Below are 22,190 nucleotides of genomic sequence, written 5' to 3' on the forward strand. Positions count from 1 at the left end.
TGAGAAGTATGGATGAGCGCAAGCTCAGCATCCTCGGCGCGATCGTGGAAGATTACGTGGCGACTCGCGAACCGGTGGGCTCGAAGTCGTTGCTCGAGCGGCACGAACTCGGCGTCAGCGCGGCGACCGTACGCAACGATATGTCCGTGCTCGAAGAAGAGGGCCTCATTATGCAGCCCCACACGTCGGCGGGTCGCATTCCCACCGACAAGGGCTATCGCGTTTTCGTCGACTACGTCGCGCAAGTCAAGCCTCTCTCGGCTCCTGAACGGCGCGCGATTCAGACGTTTTTCGACGGCGCCCACGACCTTGATGACCTTCTTTCGCGCACGGTGCGCCTGCTGTCGCGTCTCACGAATCAAGTGGCGGTCGTGCAGTACCCGGCGCTGCGACAAGCACACGTGCGCCACGTTGAGCTCGTGAAGACATCCGAGACTCTCCTGCTCGTCGTGCTCATCACAGACGCGGGGCGCGTGGATCAGCAGACGATTTCGCTCACACATCCCCAAGAGGCCGCCTATTACGAGAGGCTTCGCGAGCGCATTAATCGGGTATGCACGTCAAGGCCCGTGACCTCCGTGGGCGGGGATCTGGAGGCACTGCTCGATGCGGAATCCGAACTGACCCGCGCGGCGGCGACCGAGGTGCTCGACACGCTCGGTGAGCTGCTCGCCTCTCGCCGCGAGGATCGCATGATCGTCGGCGGAGTCTCGAACCTTGCGCGAGGCGAGCAATTCTCTCGCGAGGTCGGGCCGATGCTTGACCTGCTCGAGGAACAGCTCGTGCTCCTTCGACTCCTCGGCGAGATGCATTCGAACTTCGGCGAGGTCGATGTGTTGATCGGCGAGGAACTCAGTAGCGTTTCGGGCGATGCCCTTCAGCGAGCGGCCCTCGTGGGGAGCGCCTATACCGAAACGGCGGGCGCTGCCTCCCCCTCCTCGCGCATCGCGATCCTCGGCCCCTCGAGCATGGACTACGTGACCTCGATTTCTTCCGTGCGCGCTGTCGCGCGGTACATTTCCCGTTTCATCGGTTAAGAACTGAACCCAACTCTCAAGGAACCACACTTCGTGAACGACGACTTTTACGAGATTCTCGGCGTCTCAAAGGACGCAAGCGCGGACGAGATCAAGAAGGCCTACCGCAAGAAGGCCCGCAAGCTGCACCCCGATGTCAATCCCGATCCAGCCGCAGCCGATCAAATGAAGAAGGTCTCTCAGGCATACGAGACCCTCTCCAACCCCGAAAAGCGTCGAATGTACGACATGGGCGGTCAGAACCCATTTGGGGGCGGTGGCTTCGGTGGCTTCGGCGGGGGAGCGACGTTCGATTTCTCCGACCTCTTCGATGTGTTCGCGGGTGCGTCAGGAATGAGCGGACGCGGGCGTGGCCCGATCCCGCGCGAGCGGCGCGGCAACGACATCCTCCGACGCATGACACTCGAGCTCGATGACGTCGTCTTCGGCTCCGAAAAGGAGCTGACATTCGCGACGGCTGTGACCTGCAATCGCTGCCACGGTAACTGCTGTGAGCCCGGAACGGGAACGAAGAAGTGCACCGTCTGTAGCGGAAGCGGTCACGTGCAGCGCACGGTGAACTCTCTGCTTGGTCAGATGGTGCAACTCGCGCCGTGCTCGGCCTGCCAGGGACACGGCACGATCATCGAGAATCCTTGCAGCGAGTGCCAGGGGCACGGCCGTGTGCAGGAGGAGCGCACGATTACGCTGCGCGTTCCCGCGGGCATCGATACAGGTCGCCGCATCCAGCTTCGCGGGGAGGGCGAAGCGGGTGAGGCTGGCGGCCCCGCCGGAGACCTCTTCGTCGAGGTTCGCGTCAAGGAGCACGAGATCTTCCATCGCGAAGGCAACGATCTGCTCGCGCGCCTCACAATTTCCATGATTGCCGCGGCCCTTGGCACGAAGGCCACTCTCACGACCTTCGACGGCGAGCGCGAGGTCGAGATCAAGGCTGGAACTCAGCCCGGTGATGTCATTCGGCTCCGCGACCTCGGCGTCACTGCATTGCGCGGCGACTCTCGCGGCGACATCCTCATCGAGGTGGGCGTCGAGATCCCGAAGAAACTCTCGGGTGCCGAAAAGGATCTCCTCGCGAAGTTTGGCGAGATGCGCAACGAACCCGACCTTCGCTCAGCGGCGAAGAACGCCCAGCACAGCGACGGCGGCGTCTTCGCGAAACTCCGCGAGAAATTCCGCGATCTGTGAGCCTCAAGAACTTCCTTCTCCTCGAGGGGACTCTCGAGGGCGCCACCGCCGGAAGCTCAATCGAGATCGGCGGGGACGAAGGGCACCACGGGGCACGCGTCATGCGGCTTCGCCCGGGCGAGAGCATCCTCCTGACGGACACGCACGGTCACCAGGCGGAGGCTACCGTCACGAACGTCTCGAAGAGTAGCTTCGACATTCAGCTGTGCAGCGCGCCCACGCACGAGCCAGCGCCGGAGACGACATTTGTGCTCGTCCAAGCGCTCGCTAAGGGCGGCCGCGACGAATCGGCGATTGAAATGGCGACCGAACTTGGCGTTGACCGCATCATTCCCTGGCAAGCTGATCGCAGCGTCGTCCAATGGAAAGGTGCGAAAGAGGGTAAGGGACTTGAGAAGTGGCGTGCGCGTATCAACGCCGCAGTTAAACAGTCTCGTCGCGCACGCATCCCCGTGCTCGAGCCCGTCGTCACAAGTGACGATCTCGCTGCCCAAATCGCGCGTGCAGTTGACAGCGGATCGACGGTTCTTGCCCTGCACGAGAGTGCAACCGTAGGACTCGGGGCACACCTACGCGATCTCAATCATGCCGCGGGTACGCAAGAAGGCATTCCTCGCGACGTGTGGGTCATCGTCGGGCCCGAGGGCGGTATTAGTGACAGCGAGATCGACCGGTTTGCTCGCGCTGGTGCCACGCCGACGCTTCTGGGCACGGAGATTCTTCGGGCCTCGAGCGCGGGCCCCGCGGCTCTTGCGGCCCTGTGCGCAGTAACCGGGCGGTGGCAGTAGCCCCACCGCGATGCTAACTGCCTTCACGGCTCGCGGCCGGCGAGCGTCGGAAGCACAAGCCGCGCGGTACCCTCGACTACTAGACTGGTGGAACCAGCGCACACACGAGCCGCCACGCGCCAATTCCCGGCACCGTGCGGCGGCAGCCCTGAGGAGGAACCGATGACCACGACCGCACCAGATTGTGTCTTTTGCCAAATCGTTGCCGGCGAGATCCCGTCGACCAAGGTTTACGAGGACGCCGACGTCGTGTGCTTCAAAGACCTTGAGCCGAAAGCTTCGGTTCACGTGCTCGCCGTGCCGAAGGAACATTACGCCAACATCGTGGAGCTCTCGGCCAACAAGGACCTGCTTGCCGCGGTCGTCAAGGCAGCGGGCGCGGTCGCGAAGGAACATGCCCGAGGCGAGTTCCGTTTCCTCTTCAATACCGGTGAAAGCGCTGGCCAAAGCGTTTTCCACGTGCACGGGCACATTCTTGCCGGTAAAGCCCAATCCGAAGGAGACCTCTTCTAACCGTGCAGGAGACCACCGAAATCCTCGAACGCTACGTCGCAATCCCCGACCACTTGCGTCCCGTCGCCGTTCTCGGCGCGAATGATCAGGCACTCAATGTCATCGAGAAGATCATGCCCGACATCGACGTGTCGATGCGCGGACACCAGATCACACTGCGCGGCCCCGAAGGCTCTCTCGATCGCGCTGCCGCCATCATGAACTCTCTCATTGAGATCGCCGCAAGCGGCGAAACCGTGACGGGCGAAGCCGTCCACCGCGCCGCAGAACTCTACGGCGATGATCGGCGACGTGACCAGCACGTGTCGGCGATCCTCAGTCAATCAGTTCTCTCCGCACGAGGGCGCACGATTAGGCCGAAGACGATCGGCCAGAAAGAGTACGTGGACGCTATCGATGAGAACACGATCGTGTTCGGCATCGGCCCCGCAGGCACCGGAAAAACGTACCTCGCGGTCGCGAAAGCCGTGCGTGCACTTCTCGATAAGCAGATCAACCGGATCATCCTTACGCGCCCCGCGGTCGAAGCAGGCGAGCGCCTCGGATTTCTCCCGGGCACGCTCAACGAGAAGATCGACCCCTACTTGCGCCCGCTCTACGACGCGCTACACGACATGCTCGACCCCGAGTCCATCCCGCGGCTCATGGGGGCGGGAACGATCGAAGTTGCGCCGCTCGCATACATGCGCGGGCGTACGCTCAACGATGCCTTCATCATCCTCGACGAGGCGCAAAACACGACACCCGAGCAGATGAAGATGTTCCTGACCCGCTTGGGTTTCAACTCGACCATGGTGATCACGGGCGATGCGACCCAGGTGGATCTTCCCGGAGGCACCAGCAGCGGCCTCAAAGTCGTCGAACGCATCCTCGGTAAGGTCGACGACATTGCCTTTTGCCACTTGAGCTCCAAGGATGTCGTGCGCCACCGACTCGTCAGCGACATCGTCGACGCCTACGCGCGTTGGGATCTTTCCGAGTTCTCACCGAAGAAAAAGGGGAAGCGATGAGCATCGAAGTCAACAACGAAACGACCGCCAAGATCGATGCCCGCGAGTTCGTTGATCTCGCCCGCTACGTATTCGACGCTATGTTCTTGCACCCGGCCACCGAACTGTCGATCACGTTTGTGGACGAGAAGGCCATGAGTGAACTCCACGAGGAATGGATGGACCTCGAGGGGCCCACCGACGTCATGAGCTTCCCCATGGACGAACTTCGCGAAGGACGCGAAGGGGAGCTCGCCCCCGAAGGCCTCCTCGGGGACATCGTCATCTGCCCCACCGTCGCCGCGCAGCAAGCCCGTATTGCCGGCCACAGCTCTGAAGAAGAAATGCTTCTTCTGCTCACTCACGGCATCCTTCACCTGCTCGGCTACGACCACGTCGAGCCCGAGGAAGAGCGTGTGATGTTCACGCTCCAGCGCAAGCTCCTGTTGACGTTTCTCGCTGGCCGTGGCTCTCGCGTGGGCATCTGCGATACCGGCGGCCCCGACGCATGAGTGCCATCGCTTTTCTCGTTCCACTCGCTATCGTCGCGATCGTCCTCGCGGTGTGTTTCTCGGCTGCTGACGCCGCGCTCAGCACGCTTTCGCGCCACAGTATCGAGCGCTACTTTGAAGACGAAGAAAAGAAGCGGGACCGCATCCTCACGATGCACGACGACACCCACACGACGTTCGCAACCATCGCGCTCGGGCGCGTTCTTGCCGAAACGACCTACGCGGTTGTCATCACAGCATTCATGTTCGAACGGCTCGAGGGCCTGTGGCTACCACTCCTCCTCGCGATTACGGTGACCTTCCTCGTGTCGTTCATGGGAGCCTCCGTGTCGCCCCGCACGCTAGGCAGGCGTGCCCCAGAGAAAACGATCTCGGCTCTTTCGCCGCTTGTCCGTTTCGCCCGGGTCGTCCTCGCCCTTCCTGCGAAGGTCCTCATCCACATCTCGAACGCCTTCACGCCCGGAGGAAAGGTCGCGGGGGGACCATTCGCGACGGAGGAGGAGCTTCGCCACTTCGTGGATCGCGCGAGTGAAACGGAAGCGCTCGAAGACGACGAGCGCAACATGATCAAGGGTGTGTTTGATCTTGACGACACGATGATCCGCGAGGTCATGGTGCCCCGCACCGACATGGTGACGATCGACGCGGACGCGACCGCGAACAAGGCCATGCGCCTGTTCGTACGCTCGGGGTACAGCCGAATTCCCGTCATCGGCGAAGAGGGCGTCGACGACCTGCTCGGCATGCTGTACTTCAAGGATGTGATGCGTGCGATTCATTCGCCGTGGGATCCCGGCGGCGATCGGCCCGTCACAGAGATCATGAGGCCCGTGAAGTTCTACCCGGAGTTCCTCACTGCCGATCGCGTCATGGAAGCCATGCGTACCTCTCGCGTGCACGTTGGTATCCCCGTTGACGAATACGGTGGTGTTGCCGGCATCGTCACGATTGAGGACATCCTCGAAGAGATCGTGGGGGAGATTGCCGACGAGCACGACCGCCGCGAGCAAGAGGCCGAGAAGGTCGCCGAAGGCGAATACCGCGTTCCCGCGCGCATGACCATCGTCGAGGTCGGCGAGCTGTTCGATCTCGAGATCGAAGACGACGATGTTGACACGATCGGTGGTCTCCTCGCGAAGACCATCGGAAGGGTGCCGATCGTGGGCGCCGAGGGCACTGCCCACGGTTTACACATGGAAGCGGATCGCACGAGTGGCAGACGCAAGCAGGTCTCGGCAATTCTCGTCAGTCGCGCCCCGCGCGATACCGGTGACGAGTCGCACGAGAGCGACGATTAGGAGAGCAAAAGTGGAAACCGTGCATCGAAGTGGCTTCGTCGCTCTCGTCGGCAGGCCCAACGTCGGCAAATCGACGCTCACGAATGCGATGGTGGGGGACAAGGTCGCGATTACGAGCTCGAAACCTCAAACGACGAGGCGAGCCATTCGAGGGATCGTCAGCCGCGAACACGACCAGATCATCATCGTCGATACCCCGGGCGTTCATCGCCCCCGCACACTCCTTGGTAAGCGCCTCAACGATCTCGTGCGCGAAACCCTGGCCGAGGTTGATGTCGTGGGCTTTTGTCTTCCGGCTGACCAGAAGATCGGGCCTGGCGATCGCTTTATCGCGGAGGACCTTCGACAGTTGCGTGGCAACCGTCGGAGCCCGGCGATCGTGGCGATCGTGACGAAGGTGGATCTCGTGAGCCGCGACGAGCTCGCCGCTCACCTCATGGAGGTTGAGCGTTTTGTCAAGGCTGAAGACATCGTTCCCATCTCCGCGCTTGAGGGTGAGCAGATCGACGTGCTCATGGACGTCATTGCCTCGCATCTTCCCGAGGGCCCAGCGCTCTACCCGGATGATCAACTCACGGAGGAGAGCGTGAGCGACCGTATCGCGGAGCTCGTGCGCGAGGCTGCGCTCGAGGGTGTGCGCGATGAACTCCCGCATTCCCTCGCCGTTGTGGTCGAGGAGATCGTGGAGGAGTCGCTCGATGGTGATCCGTTCGCGGAGGTAGCGCCCGGCGAAGGCAGGCTCGTGGTGCGCGTTTCGCTCTTCGTTGAACGCGACTCCCAAAAGGGAATCGTGATCGGCAGGGGCGGTAAGCGTCTCAAGCAGGTCGGTACGCGGGCGCGTCGTGGCATCAGGGATCTCATGGGTCGCCCGGTCCATCTCGATATTCGGGTGAAGGTCGCCAAGGATTGGCAGCGGGACCCCAAGCAGCTCGGTCGCCTGGGCTTCTAGTTTTTGGATCGGCTCCGTCTCACATTTCGAGTGTCCGACGGTTGCCGCTCTCGCATTGCTTGCCCCAGGTGTAAGGTGACGGCCATGAACCGAGACGCTCGTATTGTTGCCGCAACCGAAGATCCGCGCACGCCAGTTCTCGGCCAGCATGGGGATGCGCCCCAGGTGCCCTCTGGTATGCCAGTCGAGCGGTATCTCCCGTTTCACGAGCAGATTCCCTTCACGCTTGAGCGGCGCGAGTGGCCAAACCGCGTGATTACCCGTGCGCCGCGCTGGTGTGCGGTGGATCTTCGCGATGGTAACCAGGCACTCATCGACCCCATGAACACCGAGCGGAAGCTCAGAATGTTCAACCTTCTCGTGGGGATGGGATTCAAGGAGATCGAGATCGGGTTTCCTTCGGCGTCGCAAACGGACTTTGACTTCTGCCGCACCCTTATCGAGCAGGATCTCATTCCGGATGACGTGACGATTCAGGTGCTTGTCCAGTGTCGTGAGCACCTGATTGAGCGCACGTACGAGGCGCTCCAGGGCGCTAAGCGCGCAATCGTGCATTTTTACAACTCGACATCGATCGTGCAGCGCGATGTCGTATTCCGCGCGAACGAGGACGAGGTTCTCGACATAGCCGTGCAGGGGGCGTTGCTCGCGAAGAAATACGAGGAGTCGCTCGATGGCTGCGACATCACCTACGAATACTCGCCCGAGTCATTCACCGGCACGGAGCTCGAGTACGCGGCACGCGTGTGCAACGCGGTCATCGACATCATCAAACCGACCCCCGAGAAGAAGATCATTATCAATCTTCCGGCGACGGTCGAGATGGCGACCCCAAATGTGTACGCGGATTCCGTCGAATGGATGGATCGCCATTTGCACGCACGCGAGAGCGTCGTGCTTTCGCTTCATCCCCACAATGACCGCGGCACGGGGGTGGCGGCGGCCGAGCTCGGTTACCTCGCGGGGGCGGACCGCATCGAGGGGTGTTTGTTCGGCAATGGGGAGCGAACGGGCAACGTTGATCTCGTGACGCTCGGCCTCAATCTTGCGACGCAGGGCGTTGATCCTCAACTCGATCTGTCGAATGTGCCGGAGATTCGCCGTACGGTCGAACACTGCAATCAAATCGGGGTCCATGAGCGTCATCCGTACGGCGGCGACCTTGTGTTTACCGCTTTTTCGGGTTCGCACCAGGATGCGATCAAGAAGGGCCTTGAGCGCATGGACACCGATGCGCAGCGCGCGGGTGTCGAGGTGAGCGAGGCGACGTGGCGCGTACCCTACTTGCCCGTTGATCCCAAGGACATCGGCCGCAGCTACGAGGCGGTTATCCGGGTGAATTCGCAGTCCGGCAAGGGTGGCATGGCGTACCTCCTGCGCACCGAGCACGGACTCGATCTTCCTCGCCGCCTGCAGATCGAGTTTTCGACCATCGTGCAACGCCGCACCGACACTGCCGGTGGTGAAGTGACTCCAGCCCAGCTGTGGGAGGCGTTCGTCGACGAGTACCTTCCCAACCCCGATGCGTCCAAGCGCTGGGGACGCTACGGCTTCAGGGGGCTCACCCAGCACTCTGAGGGCGAAGGGACAGACAGAATTGCTGTGCAGCTTCGCGTCGAGGATCACGAGAGCACGATCGAGGGCCTCGGTAACGGCCCGCTTGATGCATTTGTGAAGGCGCTCGCCTCGCGCGGGGTCAAGGTACGGATTCTTGACTACGCCGAGCACGCTCTGAGCGAGGGTGATGACTCGCTCGCCGCAGCGTACATCGAGGCTGAGATTGGCGAGTCAATCTATTGGGGCGTGGGTATCGACGGCTCGATTACCAGGGCCTCACTTCAGGCGCTAATTTCGGCGCTCAATCGTGCCGCACGCGCGGGGATTCTTTAGGGCCGCTCGCAGGTGGCATCGAGGCTGTACCGCGACGATGCGATCGTCCTCCGAACCCAAGACTTGGGGGAGGCCGATCGCATCGTCACGCTCTATTCGAAAAACCACGGGAAGATCCGCGCGGTCGCGAAGGGAGTGCGGAAAACGTCCTCCCGTTTTGGCGCTCGGCTCGAGCCTTTCCAGCGCGTCGACGTGCAGTGCCATCGGGGACGCTCCCTCGATACCGTTTCGCAGGTCGTGACGATCACCGCTTACGCCGAGCAGATCGCTGGCGACTACGCGCGCTACACGGCAGCGGCGGCTATGGGCGAGCTCGTGGAGAGACTCACGAACGAAGGATTCGACCCTACGAGCGCGCACTACATGATGCTCGTTGGGGCACTGCACGTGCTCGTGAATTCCGGGCGGCCGCCCGTGCTCGTCCTTGATGCCTTTTTGCTGAGGAGCATTGCGATGGCGGGTTGGCGCCCGGAGCTTCGCAACTGCGCTGTGTGCGGGGCAGAAGGGCCGCACCAGGCATTCGATGTGAGCCAAGGTGGCGTCGTGTGCCGAGAATGCCGGCGCCCCGGCGCCGTGGCAGCGCGACCGAGCGTGACCGAACATATGATCTTTTTACTCGCGGGAGACTGGGACGAGGCCCTCGCAACCGACCCTGCTGCGCAGGCAGAAGCGGGCCGTCTCATCGCGCGTATTCTTTCCTATCACCTTGAGCGGCCGCTTGCTGCCCTAGAATTGGTGGATCGATTCATCGAAAGCGCGCCGGCGCTAAAGGAGAACGCGTGAAAGCCAGCTACGTGAACCCGCCCGAACACCCCTCGGGGGAGAAGGCCCCGGTTCTCGAGGAACGCTTCATCCCGAAACACGTCGCTGTCGTCATGGACGGCAACGGACGCTGGGCTAATAAGCGGGGTTTGCCTCGCACAGAGGGGCATGCAGCGGGCGAGGCGGCTCTCCTTGACGTTGTTGCCGGGGCGATCCAGGCGAACGTGACGCACCTGAGCGCCTACGCGTTTTCGACGGAAAACTGGTCGCGCTCCCCGAGCGAAGTCCGTTTTCTCATGGGCTTTTCGCGGAGCGTCTTGCGGCGACAGCGAAACACGCTCCACTCGTGGGGAGTGCGCATCAAGTGGATCGGCCAGGCAAAACGGCTGTGGCCTAGCGTGATCAAAGAGCTGCGTGAAGCGGAAGAACTCACGAAGCACAACACGGGGCTCACGCTGTATATGTGTGTCAACTATGGCGGTCAGGCGGAGCTCACGGATGCGGTCCGTGAGATCGCGACAAAGGTCAAGAACGGCAAGCTTTCGCCGTCGCGCATCAACGAGAAGACGATTCGTGCCCACCTCTACGACCCCGACATGCCCGACGTCGATTTGTTCATTCGCACCTCGGGCGAGCAACGCACCTCGAACTTCCTCCTGTGGGAGGCCGCCTACGCCGAGATGCTCTTCGTTCCCGAGCTGTGGCCGGACGTCGATAGGCGAACCCTCTGGCGCGCCATTCTCGACTACGCCAAACGCGACCGTCGATTCGGCGGGGCGATAGACAAGGTTGCGACGTCCGAAGGGTTCGGCGAATAGGGCGCGCTAGCTGTCGCGCTCGGCTTTGCCGCTTCCCATCTCGGGGAGCAGCGGGGCACGTTCGCCCGTCACGACGCGTTCGCGCGCCAGCTCTCTCGTGGCGCGGTTTCTCTCGGCGCGTTTGCGAAGAATGTAGGCGGTCAGCAGTCCGACGGCTGCCACCGCCATCGCTGCCGCCACGTAGGGATTGCTGAGGGCCACCCTCCACCACAGGGCAAATGCGGCAAGACCTACGGTTGCGTAGATAACGGCCCACGCAAACCCGCCGATGAGGAGGGCCGGGAGGTAACGAGCAAGTGGCATGCGTGTTACTCCCGCCGCGAGGTTGGCGGCCGTTTGGAAGCCGATGGTGAGGAAGCTGAGTGCGACGATCGGCGCGCCCCATTTGTTGACTTTTTCTGCGGCGTTTTCAACTCGCGGGCTCGTGAGGATCGCGTGGAATCGGCCGCGGTCCGCGAGTGTGTAGGCGAGCCTTCCCAGGAGGTACGTGCCCCCGGCGCGGCAGTAGATCACGACCATGAGGAAAGCGATCGCGGGCAGAAGAGGAAGGGAGTTAATCCAATCGAGCATTCGAGCAGGAGACGCCTACTTCGCCGCGGACGATGCCGAGCAATCGGGGCATAGACCAAAGATTTCGAGCGTGTGCTCGATCTGGGTGAAGCCATTCTCCTCAGCGACCTTATTCGCCCACCCTTCAAGCTCGGGCGGAAGGAACTCGATGGTCTTGCCGCATGTGCGGCACACGAGGTGATGGTGGTGTGATTCCGTCGTGCACTGACGATAGATTGCTTCGCCCGAATCGGTGATGATGACGTCCACGAGACCAGCGTCGACGAGCGGCTGCATGTTCCGGTACACGGTTGCGAGCCCCACCGACTCTCCGTCGGCTCGCAAAAGATCGTGCAGCTGCTGTGCCGTCATGAAATCCTGTGCTGATTCGAGCGCGCCCAAAATCGCGGTGCGCTGTTTAGTGGTGCGGAGTGGTTTTGCCACGACAATCACGTGCCCTTCGGTTCGTGCGAGATTCTCGCGCGGCCAATACTTGCCTGCGCGAGAACTCCCAGGATATAGAACCCAATCGCAATCAGCACGATCACGCCACCAGGCGGAAGATCCACGTACACGGTCAGTAGAAGCCCGCTGACGGCACAGACGACGCCAAGAAGCATACTCACGCGCATCGTGCGCGTGAATCCGCGAACGACCTGTTGCGCAGCCGCGACCGGCACAATCATGAGAGCGGACACCATCAGGGCACCGACGATTCTCATCGCGAGGGTCACGGTGAGCGCAGCCATAATGGCGATCAACACGTTCACGGCACGTACGGGAAGACCGATCGCTCGCGCGTGCTCCTCATCGCTCGTGACGGCGAACAGAAGTGGGCGCGCGCCGACGCCGACGAGAAGAATGACGAGTGCAAGAGCGAGCGCAACCCACAGATCGGAGTGCGTGACCGTCGCGAGTGACCCGAAGAGATATGCCATGAGGCTCTGCGACGTGCCCCCAGCAAGTTGAATGATCACGACTCCGCCGGCGATGCCGCCGTAAAAGAGTATCGCGAGGGCTGTGTCGCGGCTCGTATGGCCGACTTCGCGCACATACTCGATGAGCACGGCACCTATGACACTCGCGGCAAGCGCTCCCGGGATCGCGAGCGCATCGCTACTGGAAAGCTGGAAGATCGAGCTAGCAAGCCACCCGATTGCCACACCCGTGAGCGCGACGTGGCCAAGCCCGTCGCCGAGAAGCGAAAGCCGCTTTTGCACGAGGTAGGTGCCCACGACGGGCGCTGTCAGCCCCACTAGTACCGCGATGATGAGGGGGTAGCGGACGATCGGCGAGAGAAGAAGGTCGAGGGGGCTCACGGGTGAATCTCGTTCCCTAGGCACTGGTCGATGGTCTCGTTCACGTGGTGCTTTCCGTCCTCGCTCTCGCTTGCATCCGCATGCGGATCGTCGTGGGGGAGTGGGCCGTCGTGAACAATTCGACCTTCCTCCATCACGATTGCGCGCGTAATGAGGTCGCGCAGCGGGTCGAGATCATGGAGCACGACAACGACAGTCGTCCCACGCTCGTGGAGCTTGCCGATGAGCTGAGAGATGTTCTCTTGAGTCGCGGCATCAACCCCGGTAAAGGGCTCGTCGAGGACAAGAATGCGTGGCTCCCGCACGAGAGCGCGAGCGATCATGACGCGCTGACGCTGACCACCGGACATTTCCGTGACGGCGCGGCTCGAAAGTGCACCGAGCCCCACGAATTCGAGGGCACGCTGGACCTTGTGCTTCGGTGCCCGGGTGAACAGTCGCGTGCTCGTGAGCAGGCCGCTCGCGGTCGTCTCGTACGCGCTTGCCGCAATATTTCCGCTGAACGCGGCCATTTGTGGCACGTATCCGATCGCGTCGTGCACACCCCGCGTAGTCGAGGGGCGCCCGAGGATCTGGGCGCTTCCACCCGAAAGGGGCAGCACCCCGATCATGGCCTTGAGTAGCGTCGACTTACCCGAGCCGTTCGGCCCGAGAATCGCGACTACTTCGCCCTCGTTAATGCGGGCTGTGACGTCCTTGAGGACGACGTTGCCGCCGCGTTTGAGGCTCACATGTCGAACCTTAAACGCGGCGGCGTCGTGAGTGGTGGCGCTACTCACTGCCAGGAAGCAACGAGTTTGTCGGCGTTGTCTCGCATGACCTGAGCATAATCTTTCTTCTCATCGAGCTGCGTCTCAAGATTGTCAAGTTCCTCCGCCTTCGCGCCCGTGCGGCTCGCGAGCGCCTCAGCGACGGCGGGGGTCGCCGAGGTCTCGAAGAAGACGGTCGTCAGCTTCTCCTTCTTGACGAGATCAGCGAGCTCGAGCAGACGTTCGGTCGAGGGCTCGTTTTCAGGGTCAATGCCCGCGATGCCGATTTGATGAAGGTCGTAGGTCTTTGCGAGGTAGGCGAACGCGGTGTGGCTCGTGATAAAAGCCTTCTCTCGCGTCACGGAGTCGTACTTTTCGTGGAGTTCTTCGTCGAGTTTCGTGAGCTCCTTTTCGAGCGATTCGTAGTTCTTCGCGTAGTCCTTGGCGTGATCTGCGTCGATCTCGGAGAGAGTGTCGGCGAGTACCTTTGCCGCCTTGATCATGCGGTGCGGGTCCTGCCAAAAGTGCGGGTCGATGCCGCCGTGATCGTGATGATGTTCGTGGCCACCGTGCTCGTGATCATGCTCGTCAGAGTGCTCATCGTGTTCGTGTTCGTGTTCGTGTTCGTGCTCGCCGCCGCCGTCACTCGCCTCATGCTCGTGATCGTGTTCGTGTTCGTGCTCGCCGCCGCCGTCACTCGCCTCATGCTCGTGATCGTGTTCGTGTTCATGCTCGTGAGCATGCTCATCGCCGTGTTCGTGCTCGTGCTCCTCACCGCTTGCGGGCAGAATGTCCACAAACTCGTTGAGGTTCAGAAGCTTCTTCGGCTTGTGAGCCTTGATGGCATCGTCGACGGCTGTTTGGTAGTGCTCGATCTGCACCACGAGGTCAGCATCGGCCATTTGCGCAACCTGCTGCACCGAGAGCTCGAGGCCGTGAGGGTCGATGCCCGGCTTCACCGGGTTGATGATTGAGACGTGCTTTCCGCCAATCTTCTCGGCGAGGTACTGGGTGGGGTAGCAGGTGATCATGACCGAAACATCGCCGGAACCCGAGGAGGCGTCGGACCCCTTTGCACCACCCGACGTGCCGCCACACCCGGCAAGAAGTGCCGCGAGCGAAAGCCCGCCGCCGAGCGTGAACGCGCGGCGAGAAATGGGGGAAGACATGCCTGAAAGTGAGCGTGAATCATTCATGAGAACTATTATCAATGATTGTTGTGGTGTGCGGCAAATCTTCACCTACCCGCGTGCAAGAAGGATCAACCTTTCGGCGGTTTCTGGTTAGGGTGGAACAAAGCACGCAAGTCATGCGTGCCCATCGTTCCAAGGAGATCTCGTGGCGAAGCCCCAACCGTCGAAGCTCGATAACGTCATCGCCCTCGCGAAGAAGCGCGGATTCGTGTTCCCCGCCGGCGACATTTACGGCGGCACGCGTTCGGCGTGGGACTACGGCCCCCTCGGGGTTGAGCTCAAGGAGAACATCAAACGCCAGTGGTGGCGCACGTTCGTGACTTCGCGCGCCGACATGGTGGGCCTCGACTCCTCGATCATCCTGCCTACTCGCGTATGGGAGGCCTCGGGGCACGTCAAGACCTTCACGGACCCGCTCATCGAATGCCGCAGCTGCCACAACCGCTTCCGCGAGGATCACCTCGTGGAAGAGTTCGAGGAACGCAAGGGGCGTAAAGCCGAGGGCATGAGCGAGATCCCATGCCCGAACTGTGGCACCAAGGGCGAGTACACCGAGCCCCAGCAGTTCTCGGGCCTCATGAAGACCTACCTCGGCGCAGTCGATAACGAGGAAGGCCTGCACTACCTCCGCCCCGAAACAGCGCAGGGCATTTTCGTCAACTTCCTCAACGTCGTCACCGCTGCGCGCGTGAAGCCGCCTTTCGGCATCGGCCAGGTCGGCAAGTCCTTCCGCAACGAGATCACTCCGGGCAACTTCATTTTCCGCACCCGCGAATTCGAACAGATGGAGATCGAGTTCTTCACCCAGCCCGAGCGTGCCGGCGAATTTTTCGACGAGTGGGTCGAGGCATGCGAGAAATGGTTTTTCGATCTCGGTATCAAACCCGAAAACATCCGTCGCTTTGATGTTCCGGAAGAGGAGCGTGCCCACTATTCGGATGCCACCATCGACCTCGAGTACCGCTTTGGTTTCCAGGGCAGCGAATGGGGCGAACTCATGGGCGTCGCTAACCGTACTGACTTCGACCTCGCAAGCCACACGGAAGCTTCGGGCACGAAGATGCAGTACTTCGACCAGGCAAGCGGCGAACGCTACACCCCCTACGTCATCGAGCCGTCGTTTGGCCTTACGCGTTCGATGATGGCGTTCCTTATTGACGCCTACGAAGAAGACGAGGCTCCCAACACCAAGGGCGGAGTCGATAAGCGCACCGTTCTCAAACTTGATCCGCGCATCGCGCCAGTCAAGGTCGCCGTGCTTCCGCTATCCAAGAGTGAGGACCTTCAGCCCACCGCGCACAACCTTGCCTCGGAGCTTCGCGGGCTGTGGAACATCGAGATGGACCTCTCTGGTGCGATCGGTCGACGCTACCGTCGCCAGGATGAAATTGGCACGCCTTACTGTGTCACGGTCGACTTCGACACGCTCGACGATCAGGCCGTGACCGTGCGCGATCGAGACACCATGGCGCAAGAGCGCGTAGCCCTCACCCAGATCAAGGGCTACCTCGCCGAGCGCCTTGCGGGATGCTAGGGAGCCGCTTTCGCGCATGAGCCGTTCCCTCACGATTGGTCCTCACACGAGCGACACTCCCGTGGTTCTCGCCCCGATGGCGGGCGTGACGAACATGCCGTTTCGTCTCCTGTGCCGCGAGTTCGGCGCGCTTCACTCGGAAAACGACGGTGGGTTTTTCGTCTCCGAAATGGTGACGAGCCGCGCGATCGTCGAACGCCACCCGGAAACAATGCGTCTCGTGACGATGGGGGAGCGGGAGACGCCTCGCTCGGTTCAGCTATACGGCGTTGATCCCGCGACCATCGCCGCTTCGATTCGCGTGCTGCGCGAGCTTGATCTCGTTGACCACATCGACCTCAATTTCGGTTGCCCCGTTCCTAAGGTCACCCGCAAGGGCGGCGGTGCGGTGCTTCCGTGGAAGACGGAACTGTTCACCCGTATCGTGACCGAGGCCGTGAAGGCCGCCGAGGACGTCCCCGTGACGGTCAAGACCCGGATGGGAGTCGATGACTCGCACCTCACCTATCTCGACGCGGGACGCATCGCGGAAGAGGCCGGTGCTGCGGCGATCGCGCTCCACGGGCGCACGGCCAATCAGCACTATTCGGGGCATGCTAGGTGGGACGCGATCGCGGAGTTGAAGCAAGCGGTCACGAGCATTCCGGTGCTCGGAAACGGGGATATCTGGAGCGCTGAAGACGCTTTGCGTATGGTCGAGCAGACGGGGTGTGACGGCGTGGTCGTCGGCCGAGGCTGCCAGGGGCGGCCGTGGCTCTTCGCCGATCTTGCCGCGGGATTCGCCGGCAAACCTGATCGAGTGAAACCGACACTCGGGGAGGTTGCCCAGGTGCTCATTCGCCACGCCGAGCTTCTGATCGAGTTCTTTGAGGACGAAGGCCGAGGCGTGCGTGACCTGCGCAAGCATGTCGGCTGGTACTTCAAGGGATACCCGGTGGGTGGCAAAGCACGGCACGCCCTTGCGACCATGGAATCGCTCGAGGACCTCAAGGAGAAGCTTGCTGGTCTCGACTGGGACGCACCGTACCCGGGTGAGCCGGTTGAAGGCCCCCGCGGGCGGGCAGGGCACCCGAAACGCACCCACATGCCCGACGGCTGGCTCGATTCGCGCGAGATCTCAGAAGAGCACCGCGCTCGTTTGCACGAGGCGGAACTTTCCGTCTCGGGAGGTTGAGACGTGCCACCACACATTCCTGCCCCGTACCATTCGCGCGACATTGAGCGTTTTTTCGCGGAGCCACCGAAGTCCCAGGCACGCACGCCGTTTCAACGCGATCGCGCGCGAGTGCTGCACTCGTCGGCGCTCAGGCGCCTCGGTGCAAAGACCCAGGTGCTCGGGGCTGGCTCGAACGATTTTTCCCGCACCCGACTCACTCACTCGCTAGAGGTCGCACAAGTCGGCCGCGATATCGCCCATGAACTTGGCTGCGACCCCGATATCGTGGACGCCGCGTGCCTCTCACACGACCTGGGGCACCCGCCGTTTGGGCACAACGGCGAGCGGGTGCTCAATGAACTCGCGCGTGACATCGGCGGATTTGAGGGGAACGCTCAAACACTTCGCCTGCTCGCGAGGCTCGAACCGAAGGTCCTTGGTGGCGAAAAGAGCTACGGCCTCAACCTCACGCGGGCGGCGCTCGATGCAGCGATCAAATACCCGTGGCGGCGCGGTGAAGGGCCGAATCCCAACTCGCCTAAGTTCGGGGTCTATGAGGATGATCTGCCCGTGTATGAGTGGGCGCGCGAAGGCGCGCCCGAGCACCGTAAGTGCCTCGAGGCACAGGTCATGGATATTGCTGACGATATCGCCTATTCGGTGCACGATATCGAGGACGCGATAACGGGCGGAACCATCACGCTGCGCGCACTGAAAGACCCGCAAGAGCGCGAAGCTGCGCTCTATGTTGTCCAGGACTGGTACACCCCGCATCTCGAAATTAGTGACCTTGATGTCGCCCTCACGCGGCTCGAAAACGAAACGGTGTGGCAGTGGGAGCATTCGGGCGATCCGTTCTCCGCGGCGGCATTGAAGGACATGTGCTCTCAGCTCATCGGTCGCTTCGTGGGATCGGTTGTCGAGGCGACTCGTCAGGCACACGGGCAGCACGCACTCGCACGCTTCGAAGGAAGCGTCGTGATTCCCGAGGACACCGAGCGAGAGATCTGCGTTCTCAAAGGTCTCGCGGCCGCATACGTCATGTCGAGCAGGGCTCAGCAGGGCGTGTATGCCCTCCAGGAGCAGATCCTTACGGATCTCTTTGCGCTCTTTCGTCGCACGGGAGCGGCGCACCTGGATCCCATCTTTACCGTGCTGTACGAGCGGGCGAACACGCTTCAGGAGCGCGAGCGAGTTATCGTGGATCAGATCGCGTCGCTCACCGATGTCTCCGCAGTGCGACTGCACTCCGAGTTCTTCTCTGGCGCCTACTCGGATGCATTGGCGGGCGATGTGCCACTTCCCGGGTTCGGCCCGGAAATCCCGTTTAACTGAGCGAGGAAGGTGCGCGTGAAAGGCCTCATCAAACGCGAGGACATCGTGGCTGTGCGCGAGCGCGCGAACCTCGAAGAGATCGTCTCCGAGCACGTCTCCCTCAGGAGCGCGGGCCTAGGTTCGATGAAGGGCCTGTGCCCTTTCCACGACGAAAAAACGCCCTCGTTCAACATTCGTCCCGCGATCGGCCGCTACCACTGCTTCGGCTGCGGCGAGGGCGGAGACGTGATCGAATTCGTCCAAAAAATCAACCACATGAGCTTCACCGAAGCAGTCGAATACTTGGCGTCGCGCTACGGTATCCATTTGCGATATGAAGAATCCTCTTCCCGCGCTGATCGCGATTCCGGGCCGCGCACGGATTTCGGCACCCGACAGCGTTTGCTCGCCGCGCACGAGGTCGCGGAGGCGTTCTTCCGTGAACATCTGACGAGCCCCGAGGCGGAGATCGGCCGCAGGTTCCTCGCTGAACGTGACTTTGGCCCTCGCGCCGCCGCGCACTTTGGCATCGGCTTCGCTCCTCAGGGCTGGGACAATCTCGCGAAGCATTTGCGTGGGCGCGGATTTACGGAAAAGGAACTGACACTGAGCGGGCTTGTTTCTGAGGGGCAGCGCGGCGTGTACGACCGATTCCGCGGCCGCCTCGTGTGGCCGATTCGGGATGTGACGGGCAAGACGATCGGCTTTGGAGCGCGGCGCCTTTTTGACGACGACAAGGGCCCGAAGTACCTCAACACACCCGAGACCCCCATCTACAAGAAATCGCAGGTTCTCTACGGTCTCGACCTTGCGCGCAAAAACATTTCCTCGAAACGCCAGGTGGTCGTCATGGAGGGCTACACCGACGTGATGGCAGCCCACGCAGCCGGTATTGACACCGCCGTCGCCTCGTGCGGAACCGCCTTCGGCTCCGAGCACGTTACCCTCGTGCGCCGGATTATGGGCGACACTTCTGCGCTCAGCTCGCTGAGCCTTGCCAGCGGTAGCGGAACGTTCGCGGGGGCCGGGGGAGAAGTCATCTTCACGTTCGATGGCGACGAAGCGGGGCAAAACGCGGCTCTCAAAGCATTCCGCGAAGACCAACGCTTCGTTGCCCAAACGTATGTCGCCGTCGATCCCCAGGGGATGGACCCGTGCGACATTCGCGTCAAGCGCGGTGAGGAAGCGCTCAAAGACGTCATTGCTGCCCGCATTCCCATGTTCGAGTTCGCTATTCGAGCAGCGCTGCGTTCCGTCGACCTCGACACCGCCGAAGGCCAGATCGCCGGCCTGCGAATGGCCGCCCCTGTCGTTGCACAGATCAGAGATCACGCGCTTCGCCCCGAATACGCGCGCAGGCTCTCCGGGTGGCTCGGCCTCGACGAACGAACCGTTCAACGGGCGGTTCAGGACGCCGGCAAGGCGGTATATGAGCAGCGCAGGATCGCGCAGCAAGCGTCGGAACACCCCCCGGAGAGCCCCGGCGCGGGCGGTTCCGACGCTACCCACGCACCCACCGATGCCGAACCCCTCCTGTCGCCCATCCGCCTGCGAGATATCACGCAGACGCACGACCCGATCGAGACGGCCGAAGTGCAGGCACTGTCCCTCCTGCTTCAAGCGCCCTCATGCGTCAGTATCGAGGATGTGCATGCGCTGCCCGACGAGCCATTTCGCACGGTGACCCTGCAGAGCGTGTGGGACTGCGTGATTGCGACCGGCCTCTTCGAGGAAGCGGCGCACAAGAACGTGAGCGTGCGCGCGTTTGTCGAAGCGGTCATGGAAATTGCAGGCGATTCCTTGCGCCCGCTCATCGGCGACCTTGCCTCCTACCCGCTTCCCGCGCGCGACGAGCAGCAACTGAACCGTCTGGGGCCCGCGCTCATACGCCGACTACAGCAGTTGAGCTTCACGCACGACATTTCCGAGCTGCGTCGCAAACTCGGTAGGCTCACCCCCGAGCGTGACGCCGAGGAGTACCGGGCGACCATGAATGCCCTTCAAGAGGCGCAGCAAAAACTCCGCGCCCTCAAAGACTAGAGACACGCGGAGTTTTTGAAAACGGTCCGTCAGCCGACGAGGTGAAGGCGGCGCGGTTCCTCACCGCTCGCGGCCACGCGGAATGCCTCGAGCTCGCGATCCCACGCCTCGCCAAGAGCCTTGCCGATCTCCTGTTCGATGCGCGCGGCGTCGCCGGCACCAGCGGCAATGCAAAAACGAATACGGTCTTCGGTGAGCGTGACGTTGCCCGCCGCATCGATCGCGGCGTGATGGATGCCGAGCGAGGGTGTATACATCCACCGTGCCCCCTCTTCGCCGCCTCCCGGCTCTTGCGTGACTTCGAAGCGCACGCTGTCCCAGCCACGCAGCGCAGTCGCGAGGCGTGCACCAAGGCCTTCGGGGCCGGTCCAGTTGATCGCCATGCGTAGCTGCGAGGGATCACTTTCGTGGCGATGCCACTTCACGCGTACGGGCACACCAAGAACTCCGCTGACGGCCCATTCAAGATGAGGTGCGAGGGCACGCGGCACGGAGTGGATTGTGAGGGTTCCACGAGCCATGGGCTTACCTTTCGTATCAATCGAAACGTCTTCCCCACGATTCGCGTTGATACTTGCGGTGGCCTAGCTCGGGCCTTACGACAGTCTAGAGGTTTGCGCGGATAGCCCGCAACGCCTTCTTCTTCTCGCTCTTCTCGAGGCCGTCGATATAAAGCGCACCGTCGAGGTGACCCACCTCGTGCTGGATCAAGCGCGCGACAATTCCATCGCCCTCGAGCACGATTTTGTTTCCGTCAAGGTCAATGCCCTCGCACGCCGCCTTCGCGGCGCGTTCGCGCGGAAACCACAGGTCCGGAACTGAAAGGCAGCCTTCGTCACCGCCCTGCTTTTCCTCAGACAGGTAGGTGATGACCGGATTCAGGATGTAGCCGAGCTCACCGTCGATGTTCCAGGAAAACGCGCGCAAGCTCACCCCGATTTGATTCGCGGCAAGACCGGCGCGCCCCTCCTCGTTGACGTTCTCCAGGAGATCCTCGACAAGGCCGCGAACGCCAGGGGTGATGTCCTTAATCGGATCGCACTCGGTGCGCAGAACCGGGTCGCCAACAATGCGAATGTCGCGCTTGGCCATTACTTCTCCTCCTCGTGCGATGCAGCCGCGCTAGCGGAATGTGCATCGGTAATCGTGTGGCGCACTTCGGCCCCAGGAACGACAGTGCGCTGAATCGTGCACGCCGCATCAATGACGCGATCGATGACGGCGGCGAGCTTTTCCCGCTCTCGCTCCTCAAGACCGGAGAGATCCAGCTGAATCGTCTCGTCAATCTCATGGTAGCGGTCGTCCTTTTCGTCGGACGTACCGTGCGCGTAAAGTCGCGCCGCAAAGTCCTCGCCGAGGCGCCGCGCAACCGAATGATCCATCGACAATCCCGCGCACCCAATGAGAGCGAGCTTCAAAAGCTCCCCGGGGCTGACGCGGCCTTCTTCGAGACCAATGGGGATCTCCACACCCGACTGAGTGTGACCCACGTACTGGCGAGTGGCGACTCGATCGACCCACACGCTGCCCGGTCCGAAATCCTCGGGCCGCTCAAATGACTCGGGCGAGTGAACACTCATGGGTACCTTCTTCCA

The 22,190-nt window shown here is 62.0% G+C and carries 23 protein-coding genes; 15 read left to right on the top strand and 8 right to left on the bottom strand.

Annotated features, from left to right (window positions below; genetic code table 11):
* The first annotated feature begins 8 nt into the window (after positions 1-8).
* The 11 genes from hrcA (at position 9) to E6X30_RS00435 (ending at position 10,741) form a co-directional block, all read left to right on the top strand.
* Positions 9-1,037: a heat-inducible transcriptional repressor HrcA gene (hrcA, locus tag E6X30_RS00385; RefSeq protein WP_016664459.1), complete on the top strand. Its 1,029-nt coding sequence runs from the start codon at positions 9-11 to the stop codon at positions 1,035-1,037.
* 33 nt (positions 1,038-1,070) lie between these two features.
* Positions 1,071-2,222, top strand: a complete 1,152-nt coding sequence (gene dnaJ / locus E6X30_RS00390; RefSeq protein WP_016664460.1) for a molecular chaperone DnaJ — start codon at positions 1,071-1,073, stop codon at positions 2,220-2,222.
* Positions 2,219-3,010, top strand: a complete 792-nt coding sequence (locus tag E6X30_RS00395) for a 16S rRNA (uracil(1498)-N(3))-methyltransferase (protein WP_016664461.1) — start codon at positions 2,219-2,221, stop codon at positions 3,008-3,010. The genes dnaJ and E6X30_RS00395 overlap by 4 nt, the downstream gene beginning before the upstream one ends.
* Positions 3,011-3,172: 162 nt before the next feature.
* Positions 3,173-3,523: an HIT domain-containing protein gene (locus E6X30_RS00400; protein ID WP_016664462.1), complete on the top strand. Its 351-nt coding sequence runs from the start codon at positions 3,173-3,175 to the stop codon at positions 3,521-3,523.
* Positions 3,524-3,525: 2 nt separating this feature from the next.
* A complete protein-coding gene (locus E6X30_RS00405; protein ID WP_016664463.1) occupies positions 3,526-4,533 on the top strand; it encodes a PhoH family protein in 1,008 nt (335 codons plus the stop codon).
* Positions 4,530-5,024, top strand: a complete 495-nt coding sequence (gene ybeY, locus E6X30_RS00410) for an rRNA maturation RNase YbeY (RefSeq protein WP_016664464.1) — start codon at positions 4,530-4,532, stop codon at positions 5,022-5,024. Before E6X30_RS00405 ends, ybeY begins: the two co-directional genes overlap by 4 nt.
* Positions 5,021-6,322, top strand: coding sequence for a hemolysin family protein (locus E6X30_RS00415; protein ID WP_016664465.1), 1,302 nt, complete (start codon positions 5,021-5,023; stop codon positions 6,320-6,322). Before ybeY ends, E6X30_RS00415 begins: the two co-directional genes overlap by 4 nt.
* Positions 6,323-6,332: 10 nt before the next feature.
* Complete coding sequence (gene era, locus E6X30_RS00420) at positions 6,333-7,271, top strand: GTPase Era (RefSeq protein ID WP_052126893.1); 939 nt, start codon at positions 6,333-6,335, stop codon at positions 7,269-7,271.
* Between the two features lie 177 nt (positions 7,272-7,448).
* Positions 7,449-9,161, top strand: coding sequence for a 2-isopropylmalate synthase (gene leuA, locus E6X30_RS00425; RefSeq protein WP_316335702.1), 1,713 nt, complete (start codon positions 7,449-7,451; stop codon positions 9,159-9,161).
* Between the two features lie 12 nt (positions 9,162-9,173).
* A complete protein-coding gene (gene recO, locus E6X30_RS00430; protein WP_016664468.1) occupies positions 9,174-9,944 on the top strand; it encodes a DNA repair protein RecO in 771 nt (256 codons plus the stop codon).
* Positions 9,941-10,741: an isoprenyl transferase gene (locus E6X30_RS00435; protein WP_016664469.1), complete on the top strand. Its 801-nt coding sequence runs from the start codon at positions 9,941-9,943 to the stop codon at positions 10,739-10,741. The genes recO and E6X30_RS00435 overlap by 4 nt, the downstream gene beginning before the upstream one ends.
* A 6-nt stretch (positions 10,742-10,747) precedes the next feature.
* On the opposite strand, the gene E6X30_RS00440 is transcribed toward E6X30_RS00435, so the two are convergent.
* The 5 genes from E6X30_RS00440 to E6X30_RS00460 are packed head-to-tail and all read right to left on the bottom strand — an operon-like array spanning position 10,748 to position 14,554.
* On the bottom strand, positions 10,748-11,311 hold the full coding sequence (locus tag E6X30_RS00440; RefSeq protein ID WP_016664470.1) for a DedA family protein: 564 nt from the start codon (positions 11,309-11,311) through the stop codon (positions 10,748-10,750).
* 15 nt (positions 11,312-11,326) lie between these two features.
* Positions 11,327-11,743 carry a Fur family transcriptional regulator gene (locus E6X30_RS00445; protein WP_016664471.1) on the bottom strand — a complete coding sequence of 139 codons (417 nt, stop codon included), beginning with the start codon at positions 11,741-11,743 and terminating at the stop codon, positions 11,327-11,329.
* Complete coding sequence (locus tag E6X30_RS00450) at positions 11,740-12,609, bottom strand: metal ABC transporter permease (RefSeq protein WP_016664472.1); 870 nt, start codon at positions 12,607-12,609, stop codon at positions 11,740-11,742. The genes E6X30_RS00445 and E6X30_RS00450 overlap by 4 nt, the downstream gene beginning before the upstream one ends.
* Positions 12,606-13,340: a metal ABC transporter ATP-binding protein gene (locus E6X30_RS00455; protein ID WP_034373007.1), complete on the bottom strand. Its 735-nt coding sequence runs from the start codon at positions 13,338-13,340 to the stop codon at positions 12,606-12,608. Before E6X30_RS00455 ends, E6X30_RS00450 begins: the two co-directional genes overlap by 4 nt.
* Before the next feature lie 44 nt (positions 13,341-13,384).
* Complete coding sequence (locus tag E6X30_RS00460; protein ID WP_316335517.1) at positions 13,385-14,554, bottom strand: metal ABC transporter substrate-binding protein; 1,170 nt, start codon at positions 14,552-14,554, stop codon at positions 13,385-13,387.
* A 142-nt stretch (positions 14,555-14,696) separates the two neighbouring features.
* On the opposite strand from E6X30_RS00460, the gene E6X30_RS00465 reads away from it, so the two are divergent.
* Genes E6X30_RS00465 through dnaG form a run of 4 tightly spaced genes read left to right on the top strand, consistent with a single transcriptional unit; the run spans position 14,697 to position 20,595 of the window.
* Positions 14,697-16,085, top strand: coding sequence for a glycine--tRNA ligase (locus E6X30_RS00465; RefSeq protein WP_070436019.1), 1,389 nt, complete (start codon positions 14,697-14,699; stop codon positions 16,083-16,085).
* A 16-nt stretch (positions 16,086-16,101) separates the two neighbouring features.
* Positions 16,102-17,259 (top strand): tRNA dihydrouridine synthase DusB, encoded by a 1,158-nt coding sequence (dusB, locus tag E6X30_RS00470; protein WP_016664476.1) that lies wholly within the window; start codon positions 16,102-16,104, stop codon positions 17,257-17,259.
* 3 nt (positions 17,260-17,262) lie between these two features.
* Positions 17,263-18,576, top strand: a complete 1,314-nt coding sequence (locus E6X30_RS00475; RefSeq protein ID WP_034373020.1) for a deoxyguanosinetriphosphate triphosphohydrolase — start codon at positions 17,263-17,265, stop codon at positions 18,574-18,576.
* Between the two features lie 15 nt (positions 18,577-18,591).
* A complete protein-coding gene (dnaG, locus tag E6X30_RS00480) occupies positions 18,592-20,595 on the top strand; it encodes a DNA primase (protein ID WP_316335518.1) in 2,004 nt (667 codons plus the stop codon).
* Between the two features lie 29 nt (positions 20,596-20,624).
* Here dnaG and E6X30_RS00485 read toward each other — a convergent pair whose 3' ends face one another.
* The 3 genes from E6X30_RS00485 to E6X30_RS00495 all read right to left on the bottom strand — a co-directional run bounded on the left by E6X30_RS00485 (position 20,625) and on the right by E6X30_RS00495 (position 22,175).
* Positions 20,625-21,116 carry a DUF3145 family protein gene (locus E6X30_RS00485; RefSeq protein WP_070458692.1) on the bottom strand — a complete coding sequence of 164 codons (492 nt, stop codon included), beginning with the start codon at positions 21,114-21,116 and terminating at the stop codon, positions 20,625-20,627.
* Between the two features lie 85 nt (positions 21,117-21,201).
* Complete coding sequence (locus E6X30_RS00490) at positions 21,202-21,687, bottom strand: peptide deformylase (RefSeq protein WP_070458690.1); 486 nt, start codon at positions 21,685-21,687, stop codon at positions 21,202-21,204.
* Positions 21,687-22,175, bottom strand: a complete 489-nt coding sequence (locus tag E6X30_RS00495) for an OsmC family protein (RefSeq protein WP_316335519.1) — start codon at positions 22,173-22,175, stop codon at positions 21,687-21,689. The genes E6X30_RS00490 and E6X30_RS00495 overlap by 1 nt, the downstream gene beginning before the upstream one ends.
* Positions 22,176-22,190 lie beyond the last annotated feature (15 nt).

It is taken from the genome of Dermabacter sp., assembly GCF_032550575.1.
GTDB classification, from domain to species: domain Bacteria; phylum Actinomycetota; class Actinomycetes; order Actinomycetales; family Dermabacteraceae; genus Dermabacter; species Dermabacter hominis.